The following is a 20,080-nucleotide window of genomic DNA, read 5'->3' as shown; positions in this document are numbered from 1 at the left end:
CGAACAGAGTGAAGTTTCAACGGGGTGGCCGTGAGGGCAGCCTTTGTTGAACGTGGTACATCGGGCGAAACGGGAAAAGGAGCAGGACGATGTTGAAAGGAGCCTTGGGCAAGCTGATCGGTGGCGGCGGCGGCGCAGGCGACGATACGTCGTTTAACTTGGCGACTCCCTATGGGCGTCTTCAGGCGTTTTTCTATGAGATCGACCAGACCACGGCGGCGCGGCGGCTGACATTGGCCATCGGCGACGCGCAGGTGATTTTTGACGTTCAGAACAAGAAGGTTCTGCGTCTGATCGAATTGACACCCGACACCGACGGGCGCGGGGCTATCGCGTCGCGGATCGAGCGGGACTACAATCAGCTGGACGGGCAACTGAAGCTGTTGGCAGAAATCCTGACGACTTTTGTGTCGCGTGCCGGGGAATTCGACATGGTGTCGCGGCCTTCGCCCGTGACTTATCCGCCCAAGACCGATGGTTTCCCAGCGGCGGAATGGCGTTTTGCCTGCGATATGTTCGGCGTCGTGCCAGCCGCCGTGGTGCCGGAAGTCGCACGCGGGCCGGGTGCGGCCCCGGCACCTGCGGCGCCTTCGGGCGGCGCTTCAGCAGCGCCTTCGGCGCGCGAACCGGCGATGGCCGCCGCGGCCCAAGCGGCGGCAGGGCAAGCGGCCCAACCTGCGGCGGTGATGGCATCGGTCGCCAGCGCGTTGGCGGCAGCCCCTGCGGCAGCGGCGGCGGTCGCGACCGCGCCGATGGTGGATACGGCAGTGGTGGAACGGTTCTATGGTGCCGTGGCCAAGCATTGCGATCTGGCGATGATGATCGACGAAGATGGGGCGGTGCTGGAATTCACCGATGATGCCGCTGGCTGGTTCGATCTGGGCGGTGAAATCGCCAAGGATATGAAGGCCTGGGTCGAGGAAACGGCGCATCTGATGCCGGGTTCGCAGCTGGTGATGATGCGGTCGCCGATCCTGCAAAACCAATCGGTGATCTTTATGACGAATGGCAAGAAGACGGCGTTTGGCGCGTTCTCCAGCCATGTGACCGGGCGGATTTTCTCGCTGGCGAATGAATATGTGGGGCATCGCAAGTAAGACTTGTGGGGTTTCGAGAATGGAAAAGCCGGGGTCTGTGCCCCGGCTTTTTGCTTTGATCAGGCGTTTGTGTTGACGGCGGGGGATGGGTGCCCTAGGTTTCTCCTATCCGAAAATGGGGAGTGCCCTGCCAATGGACTATAAATTCACCGACATCTGATCCGACCGGATCATGGAATGCCGTGCCCCGCTACAGGCGGGTGATCTGAATTTGCATTGACAGGAAACATCATGCCGAAAAAACCGTTCGAGCCGCCCTTTGGGGCGTCATTCCCCGCTGCCGTCCCCCCTGCCCCGTTGCGCCCGGCCACACCGCCGGGAGGAACGAAAAAAACGGGGTTTGACCGCAATCTGGTGAAGCCGGGCCATGGTCCGGGCCGCCCGGCGCATCAGGCCCCAAGGCGCAGGCCACCCTCGGTGCGCTAAGCCCAAGACCGGCGGTGAAAGCCGCCGGTCAAGCCGTGGGGTTGTCGCCCAACGGGTCAAAGCCATAGCCCTGATCCCGGCGCAGGAGCCAGCCCATCGCGGGATGGTCCAGATGGCTGCCCGCGATCATCAGCCCCTCGTTCACGACGCGTTCAAAGAGCGAAAGTCGTGTGGCGCGGGCCAGTCCCATATCGGCATCGTCGGCCCAAGTGATTTGCGGATCGGCGAATTGCACGGCAGGAACATGGATGACATCGCCCATGATCATCAAACGCCCCTCGACCAGAAAACCCATATGGCCCGCCATATGACCCGGCAGTTGCACGGCCACCACCCCACGCATCGGCCCGTCACCCTGTTCCAAGGGCATGGTCATTTCACCCAAGGGGCTGTCGCCGATGCGGGCGCGGTAAAGGGCCATATCTTCGACCGGAACCCAGATGCGGCGGAGACCGGGCAGGATTTCGCGGCGGGCCAGACCGATGAGGCCGCCCATATGGTCGAAATGCGGATGGGTGAGGGCGACCTGCGCAATGGCGCGGGGGTCAAGGCCAGCCTCCATCATGGCGCGGTAAAGTCCGCCGGTGGTGGTTTCGGTGGCCCCGCCGCCGGTGTCGATGAGCAAGGCCCCGTCTGGCCCTTGGAGATGAAAGGCCCAGATCGGCAGGCTGGTCGGCCCCAGCACGGGATGCGCGCCTTCGCGCAGGCCGTCGGCCGGCACGGCGACGGTGCCGTCACAAAGGGCCGTGACGGTGATATCGCCCAATTCGGCGGTGACGAACCTTGGCCCTTGCCGGACAATGCGCATATCGTGCCCCCGTGACATTGCTGCTGGGCTTGCCTATAAGCCGCAGCGAAATTCCCAATCTTTGCAGGTTCGCACCATGACAACCCTCGTCTTCGGCCACAAGTCGCCCGACACCGATTCCACCGGCTCGCCCATCATCTGGGCTTGGTATCTGTCGGAAATCAAAGGCACGCCTGCGAAAGCGGTGCTTTTGGGTGAGCCGAACACCGAAGCGGCCTTTGTGCTGCGGCATTGGGATCTGGCCAAGCCCGAGATCATTGCGGATGTGGCGGCTGGGCAGGCCTGCGTGGTGGTGGATACGAACAACCCCGCCGAACTGCCGCCGTCGATTGCTGAGGCGAACCTGATGGGGATCATTGACCACCATATGCTGGTGGGCGGGTTGAAGACGAAGACGCCGATCGACATCACGATCCGCCCCTTGGCCTGCACGGCGACGATCATGCATGACCTGATGGGCGACGATCTGGCGAAAGCGCCACGCGGGATTAAGGGCGCGATGCTGTCCTGCATTCTGTCGGACACGCTGGAATTCCGTTCGCCGACGACGACGCCGCATGACCGCGCTGTGGCTGAAAAGCTGGCGGCGGATCTGGGCGTGTCGATTGCTGATTTTTCGGCGGAAATGTTTGCGGCAAAGTCGGACGTTTCGGCGTTCAGCGATGCGGAACTGCTGCGGATGGACAGCAAGGAATACAATGTGGACGGCAAGGAATTGCGGGTTTCGGTGCTGGAAACCACGGCACCGCAGGTTCTGATCGCGCGGAAAGACGCGCTGATGGCGGCAATGCCGGGTGTTGCGAAAGAGGACGGGGCGGATCAGGTTCTGCTGTTCATCGTGGACATCCTGAAAGAAGAAGCGACCTTGCTGGTGCCGAATGATCTGGTGAAAACGATGGCGGAAGCGTCGTTTGGCTGCTCGGTTTCGGGCGACACGGTGGTTCTGCCGGGGATCATGAGCCGCAAGAAGCAGATCATTCCGGCGTTGAAGCTGTAATGGTGGACATTCGTCCTTCGGACGATCCGGCGCTGTCGGATCGTCTTTTGGCACTGCTGTCGGACCATGCGACGGATCAGGGGTTTCCCTTTGGGCCGGGCGGGCGGATTGCGCTGGAGGCCTGGGAGGACGGGGTTTTTCTGGGTGGGCTGACGGCGCGGCATACGCTGGATTGGGTTTATCTGGAGCGGCTGGCGCTGTCGCCGGAAGGGCGAGGCCGGGGCGCTGGGGCGGGGCTTTTGGCGCAATGCGAAGCGGTCGCGCGTGAGGCGGGCAAGGCGGGGGTGATGTTGGACACCTTTGCCTTTCAGGCCCCCGGTTTTTATGAAAAGGCGGGTTACCTTCGGGTGGGTCAGGTGGATGACCATCCGAAAGGCAGCACACGCTATTTCTATGCCAAGCGGTTCTAAGGAGAAGACATGACCGAGGTGATTGCATCGCTGGCAGGGTTGGACGGGCGCTATCGCGCGTTGTTCTGCGACCTTTGGGGCTGTCTGCATGATGGCAAGCGGCCTTATCCCGCCGCCGTCGCCGCTTTGCAGGCTTTCCGGGCTGGGGGTGGGCGGGTCATTCTGGTGACGAACTCACCACGGCCGCGTTCGGATGTGATCCGGCAGTTGGATGGTTTGGGCGTGCCAAGGGATGCTTGGGACGACATCGCCTCGTCCGGGGATGCGGCGCAATATGCGGCGCTGACGGGGGCGGTGGGGTTCAAGGTGCATCATATTGGGGGGCCAAAGGACGAGTCGTTCTTTAGCGAATTGTCCGAGGATCTGAAGGTGATCGCCGCGCAGAACCCGGCCTTGGAGCGGGTGGCTTTGGCGCAGGCCGAGGGCTTGATCGTGACGGGGCTGCGGGATGATCAGACGGAGACGCCCGAGGATTACCGCGCGGAACTGCTGCTTGCGAAGACAAATGGGCTGACATTGCTGTGTGCGAACCCGGATATCATCGTGGATATTGGCGAAAAGCGGGTCTATTGCGCGGGGGCCTTGGCGCAGGCCTATGAGGAGATGGGGGGCGAGGCGCTGTATTTCGGCAAGCCGCATCCGCCGATCTATGATCTGGCGCGGCGTCGGTTGGCAGCCTTGAACGGCGGGGTGATCGACGACGCAGAGATCCTTTGCGTGGGCGATGGCATCAGCACGGATGTCCTGGGCGGGCAACAGGAGGGATTGGACAGTCTGTTCATCACCGGCGGGTTGGCCCACGCCGAATTCGGGGCGGATGTGGAAAACCCGGATGCCTTGCGCTTGCAGGATTATCTGGATGCCCGCGAACAGGTGGCAACCTATGCGATGGGTCGCCTGCGCTGAGCCTTGCAACTGGCCAAGCCGCGCGCGATAGAAAGCCATGATCAATATCCACCGCCATTGGCCACTGACCGACCCCGCTGCGCGCGGGGCCTCGGTTGCTATGGGCAATTTCGATGGGGTCCATCTGGGGCATCAGGCGGTGATTGATGCTGCAAGGCGGGATGCGCCCTTGGGGATCGTGAGTTTTGAACCCCATCCGCGTCAGGTGTTTCAGCCGGACGCGCCGCCCTTTCGGTTGATGAACCCCGAATCCCGCGCGCATCGGTTGGAAAAGCTGGGCGTGCGGCATTTGTATGAGTTGGCCTTTGACAAGGCGCTGGCGGGGCTTTCGCCCGAGGCATTCGTGGATCAGGTGCTGGCCAAGGGACTAGGCGTGTCGCATGTCGTGGTGGGCAGCGATTTTTGCTTTGGCAAGGGTCGGGCAGGGCGCGCGGCTGATCTGGAGCGGCTTTGCGCGGCGCGAGGCATTGAGACGACGATAGCCCCCCTTGTGGCGTTGGATGGGATCGAGGTTTCCTCAACCGCCATCCGTCTGGCCTTGACCGAAGGCCGCCCGCGCGATGCGGCCCGGATGTTGGGGCATTGGCATCGGATTGATGGCCCGGTGCTGCATGGCGAAAAGCGGGGGCGGGAGCTGGGCTTTCCGACCGCCAATATGGCGCTGTCGGGGCTGCATCTGCCGCGTCTGGGGGTCTATGCCGTGACGGTCGATATCCTGACCGGGCCGCAGCTGGGGCGCTATCATGGGGCGGCGTCCTTGGGCACAAGGCCGATGTTCGGGGAAAACCTGCCGAACCTTGAGAGTTTTATCTTTGACTTTAAGGGCGACCTTTATGGCCAGCATCTTTCGGTGGCCTTGGTCGAATATCTGCGGCCCGAGTTGAAATTCGACGGGCTGCCCGCGCTGATTGCCCAGATGAATGCCGATTGCGACGAAGCCCGGCGGATTTTGACGGCTCTTTAGTTCTGATCCGCCCCAAATGGGGCGGTGCCCTTCCCTTCGACTGTGAAAAGCGCCACGCTGCCCGGATGACCCAACGCCTTCGCCCCCAATTCTGGAAGACGGTTCCGCTGAACCAGATGACCAAGCCCGAATGGGAGGCTTTGTGTGACGGCTGCGGCAAATGCTGCCTGAACAAGCTGGAGTTTGAGGACACGAATGAGGTGCATTTCACGCGGATCGCCTGCCGCCTGCTGGATGGGGAAACCTGCCAATGCGCGCAATATCCGATCCGGCATCAGTTCGTGCCGGAATGCGTGACGCTGTCGCCGTCGAAACTGCCCGAGGTGGCCTATTGGCTGCCGCAGACCTGCGCTTACCGTCTGCTGCATCAGGGTGACCCCCTGCCCGCTTGGCATCCGCTGGAAACCGGCGATCCGATGTCGGTGCATCTGTCGGGCCATTCGGTGCGGGGCTGGACGATCCCCGAATTTGAAGTGCCGGAAGAAGACTGGGAAGACTATATCATCGAAGAGGCCCCCTGATGGAATTCGCATCCGACAACACCAGCCCCGTGCCGCCGCAGGTTTTGGCGGCGCTGACGGCGGCCAACACGGGGGCGCAGATGCCCTATGGCAACGACACGGTGATGGAAGCGGTCCGCGCCCGCGTGCGTGCGGTGTTCGAGGCACCGGAGGCGGCGGTCTATCTGGTGGCGACGGGAACGGCGGCGAATGTGCTGTCGCTGGCGACCTTTTGCCCGCCTTGGGGGGCGATTTATTGCCATCGGGTTGCCCATATCGAAGAAGACGAATGCGGCGCGCCGGAGTTTTATACGGGCGGGTCCAAGCTGGTCCTGATCGACGGGGATCACGCCAAGATGACGCCCGAAGGGCTGCGCCGGGCCTTGGGCTTTACAGCGCGGGCGGGGGTTCACAATGTGCAGCGCGGGATGCTGTCGCTGACGAATTCGACCGAGAATGGCACGATTTATACGCCTGCCGAAGTGGCAGCGCTGACGGCAGAGGCAAAGGCCTATGGCCTGCCCAGCCATATGGACGGGGCGCGGTTCACCAATGCTTTGGTGAGTGCGGGTTGCTCGGCTGCGGAAATGACATGGAAGGCGGGGATCGATGTCTTGTCCTTTGGCGGCACCAAGAACGGGCTGCTGGGGGTTGAGGCGGTGGTGATCTTTGATCCGACGAAAGCGTGGGAGTTTGAACTGCGCCGCAAGCGGGGAGGGCATCTGTTTTCCAAGCATCGCTATTTGTCGGCGCAGATGCTGGCTTATCTGACGGATGATCTGTGGCTGGAAAACGCGCGGCGGGCCAATGCGGCGGCGGCGCGTTTGTCCAAGGGGATTGCGGCGATTCCGGGGGCGAGCCTTGTTCATCCGACGCAAGCGAATGCGGTCTTCGCCGCCTGGCCGCGTTCGGGGCATATTCGGGCGCAGGCGGCGGGGGCGCATTACTATTTGTGGCCGGGGGATCAGTCGATGGAGGGGCCGGGGGAGGAATCCTTGGCGGCGCGGCTGGTGTGCAGTTGGTCCACGACGGATGCCGAGATTGACGCGATGGTTGCGGCCGTTCGGGGTTGATGGGAGGAAGATGGGCAGATTGCCCATCCTACGGGTGCGCAATCACCGAAATGCCGCCGGTAGGATGGGCCATTGGCCCATCGTCGCGCGGTTAGAGTTTCCCTTGCAGGTGCAGGTCCAGATCGGCGATGCGGTCTTGGCCCCAGAATTTCTCCTCGCCCACTACAAAGAATGGCACGCCGAAGACGCCGCGCACCACGGCTTCTTCCAGATTGGCCGCATAGCTTTCCGCCTCGGCCACCATGAAGCGGTCGGCGAGTTTTGGGTCAAAACCGTTGGCACCCAGAATGTCGCGGATCACATCATCGTCGGAAATGTTCTGCCCCTCGGCCCAGACAGCGCGGCCAAAGCCCTGCACCAGCCCGTGCAGATCGCCGCCGCCCGCATTCTGCGCGGCAATGACCGCGTAGGAGGACGGCGCGGGGTTCACTGGGAAGTGCGCAGGTTTCAGGTTCAGGGGCATCCCTCGCTTGGCCGCTTGCCGCCGCAGTTCTTGCAGGCGGTAGGCTTTGCGGCTGTCATGCCGTTCGGCCAGCACCTGCCCGCCGGTGCGGGGAAACAGGGCGGGGGCGTCCAGCGGGATAAAGCGAACAGTCGCGCCGTTGCGTTCAACCACCTGCTGAAACTCGGCGCCGCCCAGATAGACGAAAGGCGAAATCGTCGCAAAAAAGTAATCTATCTGCATCTGTTAGCGCCCCCAATGACTGGCCTTCGGTTCCCAAGACCGTAACCCGGTGATAAGCGGTGTCAACGCTCCCGAATCCGCGCAAGGTGCCCCATGCCCGCCATCACCGAACCCAAGCTTATCTCTGGGAACGCCAATCTTCCGCTTGCCAAATCCATTGCCCGCCGCATGTCGATGCACCGGGGCATGTCGGTCAATCTCGTCGATGGGCGGGTGGAAAGGTTCAACGATCAGGAGATTTTCGTCGAGGTTTACGAAAACGTCCGCGGCGAGGATATGTTCATCATCCAGCCGACATCGAACCCGGCGAACGACAATCTGATGGAACTGCTGGTCATTGCTGATGCTTTGCGCCGGTCGTCGGCAGGGCGGATCACCGCGGTTATCCCCTATTTCGGTTATGCGCGGCAGGATCGCCGCACCAAGGCGCGCACGCCGATCAGCGCGAAACTGGTGGCGAATCTGATTGCCCAATCGGGGATTGAGCGGGTTCTGACGATGGATCTGCATTCGGCACAGATTCAGGGGTTTTTTGATATTCCGGTGGACAACCTGTATGCCTCGCCCATTTTCGCCTTGGATATCGAGCATAATTTCAAGGGCAAGATGGCCGATCTGATGGTGGTTTCCCCAGATGTCGGCGGTGTGGCGCGGGCCCGGGAAATTGCAAAGCGGATCAATGCGCCGCTGTCGATCGTGGACAAGCGCCGCGAAAAGGCGGGCGAGATTGCGGAAATGACCGTGATCGGGAACGTCGAAGGCAAAAGCTGCATTCTGGTGGACGACATCTGCGACACGGCGGGGACGTTGTGCAAAGCGGCGGAAGTGCTGATGGAAAACGGCGCGACTGAGGTGCATGCCTATATCACCCACGGCGTCCTATCCGGCCCGGCGGTGGAGCGGATCACGAAATCGGTGCTGAAATCGCTGGTGATCACCGACAGCATCGAGGCGACGGATCAGGTGAAAGCCTGCAAGTCGATCCGTATTGTGCCGACGGCCCCAATTTTCGCGCAGGCGATCCTGAACATCTGGAACGGGACAAGTGTGTCGTCGCTGTTTGAGACCGAAACCCTTGCCCCGATTTATGAGGGCATGTATTCGCGAGATTAGGATGTCGGCCTGACCGGCGCAGGATGATCGGGACAGGCATGACGACGACAGGTTCTGGATCAGCGGGCCCCTTTTCACCGCATGCCGTCGGATCGCTGCTGCGGCCTGCGGAATGGTTGCTGTTCGGCCTTGTGGTGGCTTTGGGGCTGGGCAGCGTCGCGTTGGCGTTGACTCAGGGGCGGCAGGTGGCTTGGTCAGAGTTCGCTCTGGGAATTCTGGCGGCCTTGGGCATGATCGTGCTGGGGGTCTATGCCAGACGCTACAAAGCGTCGCCGCGTCTGGGACTTTGCGCGATTGGTGTCGGCCTGTTCATGAGCTTTTGCGCCTTTGCAGCCATCTTTATCTTTTCGCTGTTTCCGCTGCCGCATCCTTTGGTGGATAGCGGGCTGATGGCGGTCGATGCGCAGCTGGGTTACGATTGGGGCGGTTTTGTCAGAGGATTGGCCGAATATCCCGCTTTGGGCATTGCGCTGGGTCGGATCTATGACACGGCTTTGGTGCAGGTTGCGCTGCTGATTGTCATTCTAGGGCTGATGGGACGAGAGACGGATCTACACCGGATGCTTTTGGTGGGTATGGCAGCTTTGGGCCTGGCGGTCGGCTGCTGGTGGCTTTGGCCCAGTATCGGCCCGGCGGCCTATATCCAGATCGCGGCCGAGACGGCGGCGCGGATCCATTTGGTGGTGGATTCGGAATATGGCGCCAAGTTGGTGCAACTGGTGGAACGGGGGCCAGATCGGATCGGGCCTGATACGATCATAGGGGTGGTGGCCTTTCCATCCTATCACATGGTGATGGCGCTGTTGGTGGCATGGTATTCCTACAGAACGATGTTCTTCGGGCTCTTTGCCTTGGCAAGTCTGGCGATGATCCCCGCCACCCTTTCGCATGGGGGGCATCATCTGGTGGATGTGCTGGCGGCTGTGGTGCTGTTCCTGTTTTGCGAAATAGTGGCGCGCAGAATGATTAGTGGTAAGGCGGACGGCGCGATCTAGCTGGTTGCTTTTGCTACTCAATCTCCCACACATCTTCGTCTTTGATGGCGCCAATGGCAGTCCAGTCGGCGCGGACGCGGGCGATGCGGGTGTCGGCCCAGGTGCGGAAGATGATGGTAAAGCCTGTCGATGTCACCTCATCCACACCAAGGTCCATGCGGCCGTTCTGACGGTTGTCCATGTCCCACATCGATAGACCTGTCAGGACAGCGGGTGGTTCCAAAAAGGGTTCCTTGAACTTGACCTCGCGCCGCACTTCGCGGGGGCCCTGCCCCGTCCACATTTCACCGCCATCGGCAAAGTCGGAGAACAGCATGAGTTTCCCCTGCTGAATGCCTATGACGCCCCGCGTAATCCGCTTCACCATTCAATTCCTTAAAATCCCGACCCAATCGCATCATAGCAAAAGAAAAAGGCCCCGGTAAACACGGGGCCTTTCGGTTGTCTCACGTTCGGACAGATCAGTGCCCGGTTGCGGCCTTGAGCGCCACGAAATCCGACACCAGCTTGTCCGCCGCATCGCGGCCATCCGGCGGGGCGGCGGCGGCTGCCGCCCGGGCTTGGGCGATCAACTCGTCCATGACCGCTGCGTTCGCCTCTTCCACCGGAATGGCACGTTCGGCCAGAACCGAAACGCCGGTTGCGGTGATTTCGGCAAAACCGCCGGTCACGGCATAGGCCTTGGTGCCTTCGTTCGAAACGGCGCGCAGCAGGCCGGGGCGCAGGGTGGTGATGGTGGGGCTATGCCCCGCCATCGCCGTCATGTCGCCTTCGACCGCCGGGATCTGGACCTCGGTCGCCTGAACCGAAGCCAGGCGACGTTCGGGGCTGACCAGATCGAATTGCAGGGTTCCTGCCATTTCAATCCCCTCAGGCTGCTGCCGCAGCCAGTTTCGCGGCTTTGGCTTTCACGTCTTCGATGTCGCCGACCATATAGAAGGCGGCCTCGGGCAGATGGTCATATTCGCCTGCAACCACGGCCTTGAACGAGGCGATGGTTTTGTCCAGCGGAACCTGAACGCCGTCCGAACCGGTGAAGACTTTCGCCACGTCAAACGGCTGCGACAGGAAACGCTGGATTTTCCGGGCGCGGGCCACGGTCAGCTTGTCCTCTTCCGACAGTTCGTCCATCCCAAGGATGGCGATGATGTCTTGCAGCGATTTGTAGCGTTGCAGAACGCCCTGCACCGAACGGGCCACGTTATAATGCTCTTCGCCCACGATTTTCGGGTCCATCAGACGCGAGGTGCTGTCCAACGGGTCCACCGCCGGATAGATCCCCAGTTCCGAAATGGCGCGGCTCAGGGTCGTCGTTGCGTCCAAGTGGGCGAAAGAGGTGGCCGGGGCCGGGTCGGTCAAGTCGTCGGCCGGAACGTAGATGGCCTGAACCGAGGTGATCGAGCCGTTCTTGGTCGAGGTGATGCGTTCTTGCAGGGCACCCATGTCGGTCGCCAGCGTCGGCTGATAGCCCACGGCCGACGGGATACGGCCCAGCAAAGCCGACACTTCCGAACCCGCTTGGGTAAAGCGGAAGATGTTGTCGACAAAGAACAGAACGTCGGTACCCGACTGGTCACGGAACTGTTCGGCCAGCGTCAGACCGGACAGGGCCACACGCATACGCGCCCCCGGGGGTTCGTTCATCTGACCGAAGACAAGCGCCACTTTGGACTTTTCAAGGTCGTCAATGTTGATAACGCCGGCCTCGATGAATTCGTGATAAAGGTCGTTGCCTTCACGCGTCCGCTCACCCACGCCTGCGAACACGGAATAGCCCGAGTGCACTTTGGCGATGTTGTTGATCAGTTCCTGAATCAGAACCGTCTTGCCCACGCCTGCGCCGCCGAACAGGCCGATCTTGCCGCCCTTGGAATAGGGGGCCAGCAGGTCAATCACCTTGATGCCGGTGACAAGGATCTGGGCTTCGGTCGACTGTTGCGCAAAGTCCGGGGCCGGCTGGTGGATCGCACGGGTTTCCGTCGCCGCAACCGGGCCTTTTTCGTCGATGGGCTCGCCCACCACGTTCAGGATGCGTCCCAGCGTCGCGTTGCCGACGGGAACCGAGATCGCAGCCCCGGTGTCGGTCACAGCGGCACCACGGACCAGACCTTCAGTCGCGTCCATCGCAATCGCGCGAACGGTGTTTTCGCCCAGATGCTGCGCCACTTCCAACACCAGCCGCTTGCCGTTGTTTTCGGTTTCGAGCGCGTTCAGAATTGCGGGCAGAGCCCCTTCGAATTGGACGTCCACAACAGCGCCGATGACCTGCGTCACCTTGCCTGCTGCGGCTGCTTTCGGTGCTTTCGCCATATCTTTGTCTCCGGTTCCTTAAAGCGCTTCGGCGCCCGAGATAATCTCGATCAGTTCTTTGGTGATCGCGGCTTGGCGCGAACGGTTGTACTGGATGGTCAGCTTGTTGATCATCTCGCCCGCGTTGCGGGTCGCGTTGTCCATGGCCGACATCCGTGCGCCCTGTTCCGAGGCCGCGTTTTCCAGCAAGGCGGTGAAGACATGCGTCGCCAGACCGCGCGGCAGAAGATCGGCCAGAATGGCCTCTTCGCCGGGTTCGTAGTCGTAAAGCGCGGAAACCGTCGCCTCGCCTTCGAACTTGGCCGGGATCACCTGCTGCGCCGTCGGGATCTGGCTGATCACCGATTGGAAGCGGTTGAAGAACAGCGTCGCCACATCGAATTCGCCCGCCGCAAAGCGGGACAGGATTTCCTGCGCGATGGTCTGCGCGTTGGAATAACCCACGCGTTTCACTTCGCTGAGGTCAACGTGGTTGACGAACAGATGGCCCAGATCCCGCTTGAGCTGCTCGCGGCCTTTTTTGCCGACGGTCAGAATCTTGACGGTTTTACCCGCCGCGATCAGGGCATTGGCATGGGCGCGTGCCAGACGGACGATGGTGGAGTTGAACCCCCCGCACAGCCCGCGCTCTGAGGTCATGACGACCAAGAGATGCACCTGATCGCCGCCCGTCCCCGCCAGAAGGCGGGGCGCGCTTGTCGATTGGCCTACACCTGCGGCAAGGCCTGCCATCACGGCGTTCATCCGTTCGGCATAGGGACGCGCAGCCTCGGCAGCATCCTGCGCACGGCGCAGTTTTGCGGCAGCGACCATCTGCATCGCCTTGGTGATCTTCCGCGTGTTTTTCACGCTTCCGATCCGGTTTTTAAGGTCCTTTAGGCTCGGCATTCACCCGGCTCCTTTGACCTATTACACGAAGTCTTTGGCGAAAGCGTCCAGCGCAGCGCGGATCGACTTTTCCAGATCGCCCGCCACTTTGCGGTCGTTCTTGGTGATGTCGTCCAGCAGATCCTTGCCGGTGGAACGCAGGTATTTCAGCAATGCCGCCTCATACCGGCCCACGTCTTTCACCGCGACCTTGTCGAGATAGCCGTTGGTGCCTGCATAGATGATGCAGACGATTTCGGCGTTGGTCAGGGGCGAGTATTGCGGCTGTTTCATCAGCTCGGTCAGACGGGCACCCCGGTTCAGCAACTGCTGGGTGGAGGCGTCAAGGTCGGAACCAAACTGGGCAAAGGCCGCCATTTCGCGGTATTGGGCCAGTTCCAGTTTGACCTTACCGGCGACCGATTTCATGGCGTTGGTCTGGGCGGAAGAGCCCACACGCGACACGGAAAGGCCGGTGTTCACAGCCGGGCGGACGCCCTGATAGAACAGTTCGGTTTCCAAGAAGATCTGGCCGTCGGTGATCGAGATCACGTTCGTCGGAATAAAGGCCGACACGTCGCCGCCCTGGGTTTCGATGATCGGCAGAGCGGTCAGCGAGCCAGCGCCATGGTCTTTGTTCAGCTTGGCCGAACGTTCCAGCAGGCGGGAGTGGAGGTAGAACACGTCGCCCGGATAGGCTTCACGCCCCGGCGGACGGCGCAGAAGCAGCGACATCTGACGGTAAGCCACAGCCTGTTTGGAGAGATCATCATAGATAATCAGGGCGTGACGGCCGTTGTCGCGGAAGTATTCCGCAATGGCGGTCGCCGAATAGGGCGCCAGGAACTGCATCGGGGCCGGGTCCGAAGCGGTGGCGGCAACGACGATGGTGTAGTCGATGGCGCCGGTTTCTTCCAGTTTCTTCACCAACTGGGCGACGGTCGAACGCTTTTGGCCGATGGCGACATAGACGCAATACAGCTTTTTCGATTCGTCGGTGCCAGCGGCGTCGTTGTACGACTTCTGGTTCAGGATCGTGTCCAGCGCGATGGCGGTCTTGCCGGTCTGACGGTCACCGATGATCAGCTCGCGCTGGCCACGGCCAACGGGGATCATCGCGTCCACCGATTTCAGGCCGGTGGCCATCGGCTCATGCACGCCACGGCGGGGAATGATGCCCGGGGCCTTGACGTCGGCCACGCGCCGCTCGGTGGCCGCAATCGGACCTTTGCCGTCAATCGGGTTGCCCAGACCATCGACAACACGACCCAGAAGCGCGTCACCAGCAGGTACGTCCACGATGGACTTTGTGCGCTTGACGGTGTCGCCTTCCTTGATCGCGCGGTCGTCACCGAAGATCACGACGCCGACGTTGTCGATTTCAAGGTTCAGCGCCATCCCGCGGATGCCACCGGGGAATTCGACCATTTCACCGGCCTGAACATTGTCCAGCCCGTGGACGCGGGCAATCCCGTCGCCAACGCTCAGCACCCGGCCCACTTCGGCCACGGCGGCGTCTTTGCCGAAGTTCTTGATCTGCTCTTTCAGAATAGCAGAGATTTCAGCAGCCTGGATTCCCATTACCCAACCTCTTTCATTGCATTTTGCAGGGCCGAAAGCTTCGACTTGATCGAGGTGTCGATCATGGTCGAGCCCAGCTTGACGATCATGCCACCGATAAGGGATTCATCGACGGCGGTTTTCAGTTTCACTTCCTTGCCGGCCTTCGCTTTCAGCGTCGCAGCCAGTTTGTCGGCTTGCGTTGCGGTCAGCGCAGTGGCCGAGGTGACTTCGGCGGTGATCTCGCCCTTTTCGGCGGCGATGCGGGCGCGCAGATCGGCGACCAGCGGGGCCAGCGCGAAAAGACGGCGATTAGCGGCCATCAGCGCAAGAGTGTTCTTGGTGATATCCGACAGGTTCAGCGCCGCGCCAAGGGCGGCAATGGCCTTGCCCTGTTCGTCGCGGGTGATGACCGGCGAGGCGATCATGTCGCGCAGATCGGCGCTGGTGGTGAGGGCTGCGTCAAGCGCATCCACATCTTTTTCAAGGGCGTTGAGGGCGCTGGCTTCGCGTGACAGTTCAAACAGGGCCTGCGCATAGCGCGCCGCGATGCCAGAAGAAATCGAAGCTGGTTCCGACACGTCATTCCTTCCGCTTTGGGGCCTTGCCGCTGGCTGAAGGGCTGCTTGGGCAAGGCGTATCATTCGGGGAACGGGCGGTTCCCTGCAAATTCGAGGCGTCTCTAGCAGAGCCTTCCCAACCCCGCAACCGATTAGCTTGGGAAATGTGGAAAGGGGGTTATGGGCAAAAATGAATGATTTCCGTGGCTTGTATTGTTCTGCCCTTCTGGGCTGCAAAATCTGGTCAAAAGTTTCTGGGTCAGGCCGTCGGGGCGCGTAACAGAATGGTGAAGATCGGGTGAATCGGGGGGGCTTTGGGAAAGAACGGTGGCCTTCCCCAAAGCGAGGACGATAACGTTTCAGGCGCGGCGGCAGCCCATAAGATTGCCGTCGTTGTTGTTCCAATCGAGATAGCCGATGTTGTCGTCCAGATGCCCTGTCACACCGAAATCACTGACCAACGGGCCGTCTTGTGGCAGAAGATAGGGGCCGTCATAGGCGAGGGTGCCTGTGCCGTTTGAGGCATTGTCGACCGGATCAAAGGCGGTGTTGGTGGCGGTGAAAGTATAGTTGGTGCCCGTGATCGCGACGATGCCGATGGGGATGTTGCCATTGGCGACACAACGCCAAGTGCCATCGGCCTGCTGGGCCAAGGCTGTCAGGGGCATGATGAGGGCGAGAGAAAGCAGAGTTTTGCCGAACATGGTCTACCTTTCAAGGGTTGGGGTCTGCAGTGGGGTGGGAACAGGTTCGGGGGCAGCGCCCAACGCTTTCAGCGGGCGACGAACGACAGCACCGAGACCGCCACGGGTGGGGGCATAAACCTGCTTTGACGCCTCAACGATCAGCACACCACCCACCAGCCAAGGCATGAAGCGCCCCCCTGCCTTTTCCCAGAACCCCGATGTGCGCAGCCAAAAGCGGCGCGGTGATGGCGGCGAGAACAGCGCCGCCTGATGGCGTTCGGGGGTAAAGCCGTGGAGTTTCAACTGATCCTCCAACTGGCGCAGGGAATAGGGGCGACCAAAGCCAAAAGGGGTGCCGTCGCCCCGCGCCCAAAGGCCGGATCGGTTGGGGACGATGAACAGCGCCTTGCCGCCCGGCCCCAGAACGCGGTGGCTTTCTTCCAGCACGCGGCCCGGATGTTCGCTGGTTTCCAGCCCGTGCATGACGATGAGGCGGTCGACGAGGCCGGTGGGCAGCGGCCAATCGGTTTCTTCGCAAAGGACCGAGACATTCTCGGCCCCCGCAGGCCAAGGCATCACCCCTTGAGGGCCGGGCATAAGGCCGATGACGCGCCGCGCCTCAGGCAGAAAGGGGCGCAGCAGGGGCACTGCAAAGCCGTAGCCGACGACCGTTTGGCCATTGAAACCGGACCAAAGCCCCATGACGCGGTCACGGATCGCCCTTTGGGCAACGCGGCCCAATTGGGTGCGGTAGTAAAAGTTCCGCAGGTCAAGAACATCAAGATGCATTGCGGCGGCTGGCCCTGTGACTACATTGGGCCCAGCATACCGCAGATTGGAACGATGGAAATGGCGCTTGAACTGGTGACGATCCCCTGTCTTTCGGACAATTACGCCTTTCTGGTCCATGATGTGGCCAGCGGGGCCACGGCGCTGATCGACGTGCCCGAGGCTGGGCCGATTCTGGCCGTGTTAAAGGAAAAGGGCTGGACGCTGGACCAGATCTGGCTGACGCACCATCATGACGACCATATTCAGGGCGTGCCGGACATGGTGGTGACGACGGGGGCCAAGGTTCTGGGGGCCAAGGCCGATGCGCACCGCCTGCCGCCTTTGGATCTGGTGGTGGAGCCGGGGCAGAGCTTTGATTTCGCGGGCGAGCCGGTGGAGATTATCGACGTGCCAGGCCATACGGTCGGGCATATCGCGCTGTATCTGCCCAAGTCGGGCTATGCCTTTACCGCCGACAGCCTGATGGCGATGGGCTGCGGGAGGTTGTTTGAGGGGACGCCCGCACAGATGTGGGACACGATGCAGCGTCTGTCCGCCCTGCCCCCGGAAACGGTGATCTGTTCGGGCCATGAATACACCACCGGCAATGCGCGCTTTGCGGCAAGCCTTGAACCCGAAAATCCGGCGCTTATCTTGCGGGTTGCGGCGATTGCGGCCGCACGGGAAAAAGGGCAGCCGACTGTTCCTTCGCTGTTGTCGGATGAACTGGCGACCAACCCCTTCCTGCGTGCCCATCTGCCTGCGCTGAAGGCGGCGGTGGGGATGGAAGGGGCCAGTGATGTCGATGTCTTTGCCGAAATCCGCACCCGGAAGAACAATTTCTGACGCCTTTGATCACGTTTTCCTGCAAGAGACCCTCTGCCCATCAAATGGGCAGAGATTTGACTTGAAGTCGTCGGAATAAAACCGATCTTTAAACTTATGAGACAAGGGTAGGAACTGGGCTATTCCGCCACCCCCGCCCGCAGGACAGGAGCACGCCATCGTGCCATCATTTTCGACGACGCTTGAACAAGCCATCCACGGGGCGCTGGCTCTGGCCAATGCCCGCCGCCACGAGTTGGCAACCCTGGAGCATCTGCTGCTGGCCCTGATCGACGAACCGGATGCGGCAAGGGTGATGAAGGCTTGTTCGGTCAATCTGGACGAATTGCGCAAGACGCTGACCGATTTTATCGAGGATGACCTGTCGACCCTTGTGACGGATGTGGAGGGGTCTGAGGCCGTACCGACCGCCGCCTTCCAGCGTGTGATCCAGCGCGCCGCGATCCATGTTCAGTCGTCGGGGCGGACCGAGGTGACGGGGGCCAATGTCCTTGTCGCGATCTTTGCCGAACGCGAGTCGAACGCGGCCTATTTCCTGCAAGAACAGGACATGACCCGCTATGACGCGGTGAATTTCATCGCGCATGGCGTGGCGAAAGACCCGTCTTATGGCGAAGCCCGTCCTGTCGCCGGGGCCGAAGAACATCATGAGACGCCCAAGGCCGAGGCCGGGGAGGCCAAGGAATCGGCGCTGTCGAAATACTGCGTCGATCTGAACGTGAAAGCCCGCAAGGGCGACGTTGACCCACTGATCGGCCGCGAGTCCGAGGTGGAGCGTTGCATTCAGGTGCTTTGCCGCCGCCGCAAGAACAACCCGCTGCTGGTGGGCGATCCGGGCGTGGGCAAAACGGCCATCGCCGAAGGTCTGGCGCGCAAGATCGTGCAGGGGGAAACCCCAGATATCCTGTCGGGTGCCACGATCTTCTCGCTCGACATGGGCGCATTGCTGGCCGGCACCCGCTATCGCGGCGACTTTGAAGAACGGCTAAAGGCCGTGGTGAAAGAACTTGAGGATCACCCCGACGCTATCCTGTTCATCGACGAAATCCACACGGTGATCGGCGCAGGCGCGACCTCGGGCGGGGCGATGGATGCCTCGAACCTGCTGAAACCGGCGTTGCAGGGCGGCAAACTGCGCTGCATGGGTTCCACCACCTATAAAGAATTCCGTCAGCACTTTGAAAAAGACCGCGCCCTTTCCCGCCGGTTCCAGAAGATCGACGTGAATGAACCTTCGGTGCCGGATGCCATCAAGATCCTGATGGGGCTGAAGCCGCATTTCGAAGAACACCACGACCTGCGCTACACCAACGACGCCATCAAGGCTGCGGTGGAACTGGCCTCGCGCTACATCAACGACCGCAAGCTGCCCGACAGCGCGATTGATGTGATTGATGAGGCTGGGGCGGCACAGCACCTTCTGCCCGAATCGAAAAAGCGCAAGACGCTGGGCCTGAAAGAGATCGAGGCGGTGGTGGCGAAAATCGCCCGCATCCCGCCGAAGAACGTCAGCAAAGACGATGCCGAAACCCTGCGCGATCTGGAAAAGACGCTGAAACGTGTGGTCTTTGGGCAGGACAAGGCGGTGGAAGCCCTGTGTTCCGCCATCAAACTGGCCCGCGCCGGCCTGCGCGAACCGGAAAAGCCCATCGGCAACTATCTCTTCGCCGGGCCGACGGGTGTGGGCAAGACCGAGGTGGCCAAGCAACTGGCCAGCTCCTTGGGTGTGGAACTGCTGCGTTTCGACATGTCGGAGTATATGGAGAAACACGCCGTTTCCCGCCTGATCGGTGCTCCGCCCGGCTATGTCGGCTTTGATCAGGGCGGCATGCTGACCGACGGCATCGACCAGCACCCGCATTGCGTGCTGCTGCTGGATGAAATCGAAAAGGCGCATCCGGATGTCTACAACATCCTGCTGCAGGTGATGGACCACGGCAAACTGACCGACCATAACGGCCGTCAGGTGGATTTCCGCAACGTGATCCTCATCATGACCTCGAACGCCGGGGCCGCCGACATGCAGAAAGCCGCCATCGGTTTCGGCCGCGACAAGCGCGAGGGCGAAGATACCGCCGCCATCGAAAAGCTGTTCACCCCCGAATTCCGCAATCGTCTGGACGCTGTGGTCAGCTTTGCGGCGCTGCCGAAAGAGGTGATCCTGCAAGTCGTCGAAAAGTTTGTGCTTCAGCTTGAGGCGCAGCTGATAGACCGCAACGTGCATATCGAACTGACGCCCGAGGCGGCGCTTTGGCTGGGAGACAAGGGTTATGACGACAAGATGGGCGCGCGGCCTTTGGGCCGGGTGATCCAGGAACACATCAAAAAGCCGCTGGCCGAGGAGCTGCTGTTCGGCAAGCTGCAAAAGGGTGGTGTGGTGATCGTTCGGGTCAAGGACGATGCCATCGTGCTGGATGTGCAGGAACCACAGAAGCCACGGCTGACGGGTCAAAAGCCGCCCCTGCTGACGGCGGAATGAAGGAGGGGCGGGTGAAAACCCGCCCTT

21 protein-coding genes are annotated in these 20,080 nt (G+C 61.3%); 11 read left to right on the top strand and 10 right to left on the bottom strand.

Translation table 11 applies throughout. The features are described from left to right. Window positions 1-89 precede the first annotated feature (89 nt). Window positions 90-1,097, top strand: a complete 1,008-nt coding sequence (locus tag IE095_RS03240) for a hypothetical protein (RefSeq protein WP_189410195.1) — start codon at window positions 90-92, stop codon at window positions 1,095-1,097. A 454-nt stretch (window positions 1,098-1,551) separates the two neighbouring features. On the opposite strand, the gene IE095_RS03235 is transcribed toward IE095_RS03240, so the two are convergent. Next, window positions 1,552-2,331 carry an MBL fold metallo-hydrolase gene (locus IE095_RS03235; RefSeq protein ID WP_189410194.1) on the bottom strand — a complete coding sequence of 260 codons (780 nt, stop codon included), beginning with the start codon at window positions 2,329-2,331 and terminating at the stop codon, window positions 1,552-1,554. 76 nt (window positions 2,332-2,407) lie between these two features. On the opposite strand from IE095_RS03235, the gene IE095_RS03230 reads away from it, so the two are divergent. The 6 genes from IE095_RS03230 to IE095_RS03205 all read left to right on the top strand — a co-directional run bounded on the left by IE095_RS03230 (window position 2,408) and on the right by IE095_RS03205 (window position 7,181). Further along, on the top strand, window positions 2,408-3,328 hold the full coding sequence (locus tag IE095_RS03230) for a manganese-dependent inorganic pyrophosphatase (RefSeq protein WP_189410193.1): 921 nt from the start codon (window positions 2,408-2,410) through the stop codon (window positions 3,326-3,328). Beyond that, the gene (locus tag IE095_RS03225) at window positions 3,328-3,738 is read left to right on the top strand and encodes a GNAT family N-acetyltransferase (protein WP_189410192.1); all 411 of its coding nucleotides are present in this window, start codon (window positions 3,328-3,330) and stop codon (window positions 3,736-3,738) included. Before IE095_RS03230 ends, IE095_RS03225 begins: the two co-directional genes overlap by 1 nt. A gap of 9 nt (window positions 3,739-3,747) precedes the next feature. Beyond that, a complete protein-coding gene (locus tag IE095_RS03220; protein WP_189410191.1) occupies window positions 3,748-4,644 on the top strand; it encodes a TIGR01459 family HAD-type hydrolase in 897 nt (298 codons plus the stop codon). 40 nt (window positions 4,645-4,684) lie between these two features. Then, a complete protein-coding gene (locus IE095_RS03215) occupies window positions 4,685-5,608 on the top strand; it encodes a bifunctional riboflavin kinase/FAD synthetase (protein WP_189410523.1) in 924 nt (307 codons plus the stop codon). Window positions 5,609-5,673: 65 nt separating this feature from the next. Beyond that, window positions 5,674-6,129, top strand: a complete 456-nt coding sequence (locus IE095_RS03210) for a YcgN family cysteine cluster protein (protein ID WP_189410190.1) — start codon at window positions 5,674-5,676, stop codon at window positions 6,127-6,129. Beyond that, window positions 6,129-7,181 (top strand): threonine aldolase family protein, encoded by a 1,053-nt coding sequence (locus tag IE095_RS03205; protein WP_189410189.1) that lies wholly within the window; start codon window positions 6,129-6,131, stop codon window positions 7,179-7,181. Before IE095_RS03210 ends, IE095_RS03205 begins: the two co-directional genes overlap by 1 nt. A 91-nt stretch (window positions 7,182-7,272) precedes the next feature. Here IE095_RS03205 and IE095_RS03200 read toward each other — a convergent pair whose 3' ends face one another. Next, window positions 7,273-7,866: a 2-hydroxychromene-2-carboxylate isomerase gene (locus IE095_RS03200; protein ID WP_189410188.1), complete on the bottom strand. Its 594-nt coding sequence runs from the start codon at window positions 7,864-7,866 to the stop codon at window positions 7,273-7,275. A 93-nt stretch (window positions 7,867-7,959) separates the two neighbouring features. Here IE095_RS03200 and IE095_RS03195 point away from each other — a divergent pair, with 93 nt between their 5' ends. Both IE095_RS03195 and IE095_RS03190 read left to right on the top strand, forming a co-directional pair. Further along, window positions 7,960-8,979 carry a ribose-phosphate pyrophosphokinase gene (locus IE095_RS03195; protein WP_189410187.1) on the top strand — a complete coding sequence of 340 codons (1,020 nt, stop codon included), beginning with the start codon at window positions 7,960-7,962 and terminating at the stop codon, window positions 8,977-8,979. Window positions 8,980-9,002: 23 nt separating this feature from the next. Continuing rightward, complete coding sequence (locus IE095_RS03190; RefSeq protein ID WP_189410186.1) at window positions 9,003-9,974, top strand: phosphatase PAP2 family protein; 972 nt, start codon at window positions 9,003-9,005, stop codon at window positions 9,972-9,974. A gap of 13 nt (window positions 9,975-9,987) precedes the next feature. Here the strand turns inward: IE095_RS03190 and IE095_RS03185 are convergent, their stop codons facing one another. From IE095_RS03185 to IE095_RS03150, 8 genes are all read right to left on the bottom strand, one after another. Then, the gene (locus tag IE095_RS03185) at window positions 9,988-10,341 is read right to left on the bottom strand and encodes an H-type lectin domain-containing protein (RefSeq protein WP_308428867.1); all 354 of its coding nucleotides are present in this window, start codon (window positions 10,339-10,341) and stop codon (window positions 9,988-9,990) included. A gap of 94 nt (window positions 10,342-10,435) precedes the next feature. Further along, entirely contained in the window at window positions 10,436-10,834 is a 399-nt protein-coding gene (locus IE095_RS03180; protein WP_189410185.1) for a F0F1 ATP synthase subunit epsilon, read from the bottom strand. Between the two features lie 10 nt (window positions 10,835-10,844). Beyond that, window positions 10,845-12,284, bottom strand: a complete 1,440-nt coding sequence (atpD, locus tag IE095_RS03175; RefSeq protein ID WP_189410184.1) for a F0F1 ATP synthase subunit beta — start codon at window positions 12,282-12,284, stop codon at window positions 10,845-10,847. Between the two features lie 18 nt (window positions 12,285-12,302). Continuing rightward, window positions 12,303-13,172: a F0F1 ATP synthase subunit gamma gene (locus IE095_RS03170; RefSeq protein ID WP_189410183.1), complete on the bottom strand. Its 870-nt coding sequence runs from the start codon at window positions 13,170-13,172 to the stop codon at window positions 12,303-12,305. A gap of 21 nt (window positions 13,173-13,193) precedes the next feature. Then, complete coding sequence (gene atpA, locus IE095_RS03165) at window positions 13,194-14,732, bottom strand: F0F1 ATP synthase subunit alpha (protein WP_189410182.1); 1,539 nt, start codon at window positions 14,730-14,732, stop codon at window positions 13,194-13,196. Then, window positions 14,732-15,292 carry a F0F1 ATP synthase subunit delta gene (locus IE095_RS03160; protein WP_189410181.1) on the bottom strand — a complete coding sequence of 187 codons (561 nt, stop codon included), beginning with the start codon at window positions 15,290-15,292 and terminating at the stop codon, window positions 14,732-14,734. The genes atpA and IE095_RS03160 overlap by 1 nt, the downstream gene beginning before the upstream one ends. A 338-nt stretch (window positions 15,293-15,630) precedes the next feature. Further along, entirely contained in the window at window positions 15,631-15,975 is a 345-nt protein-coding gene (locus IE095_RS03155) for a hypothetical protein (protein ID WP_189410180.1), read from the bottom strand. 3 nt (window positions 15,976-15,978) lie between these two features. After that, window positions 15,979-16,746: a class I SAM-dependent methyltransferase gene (locus tag IE095_RS03150; RefSeq protein ID WP_189410179.1), complete on the bottom strand. Its 768-nt coding sequence runs from the start codon at window positions 16,744-16,746 to the stop codon at window positions 15,979-15,981. A gap of 60 nt (window positions 16,747-16,806) precedes the next feature. Between IE095_RS03150 and gloB the strand changes: the two genes are divergently transcribed. Together gloB and clpA are read left to right on the top strand one after the other, a co-directional pair. Continuing rightward, on the top strand, window positions 16,807-17,574 hold the full coding sequence (gene gloB / locus IE095_RS03145) for a hydroxyacylglutathione hydrolase (RefSeq protein ID WP_189410178.1): 768 nt from the start codon (window positions 16,807-16,809) through the stop codon (window positions 17,572-17,574). A gap of 160 nt (window positions 17,575-17,734) precedes the next feature. Next, a complete protein-coding gene (clpA, locus tag IE095_RS03140) occupies window positions 17,735-20,053 on the top strand; it encodes an ATP-dependent Clp protease ATP-binding subunit ClpA (RefSeq protein ID WP_189410177.1) in 2,319 nt (772 codons plus the stop codon). Window positions 20,054-20,080 lie beyond the last annotated feature (27 nt).

It is taken from the genome of Neogemmobacter tilapiae, from assembly GCF_014652215.1.
Lineage (GTDB): Bacteria > Pseudomonadota > Alphaproteobacteria > Rhodobacterales > Rhodobacteraceae > Neogemmobacter > Neogemmobacter tilapiae.
This window is presented reverse-complemented; position numbering and strand designations above follow the sequence as displayed.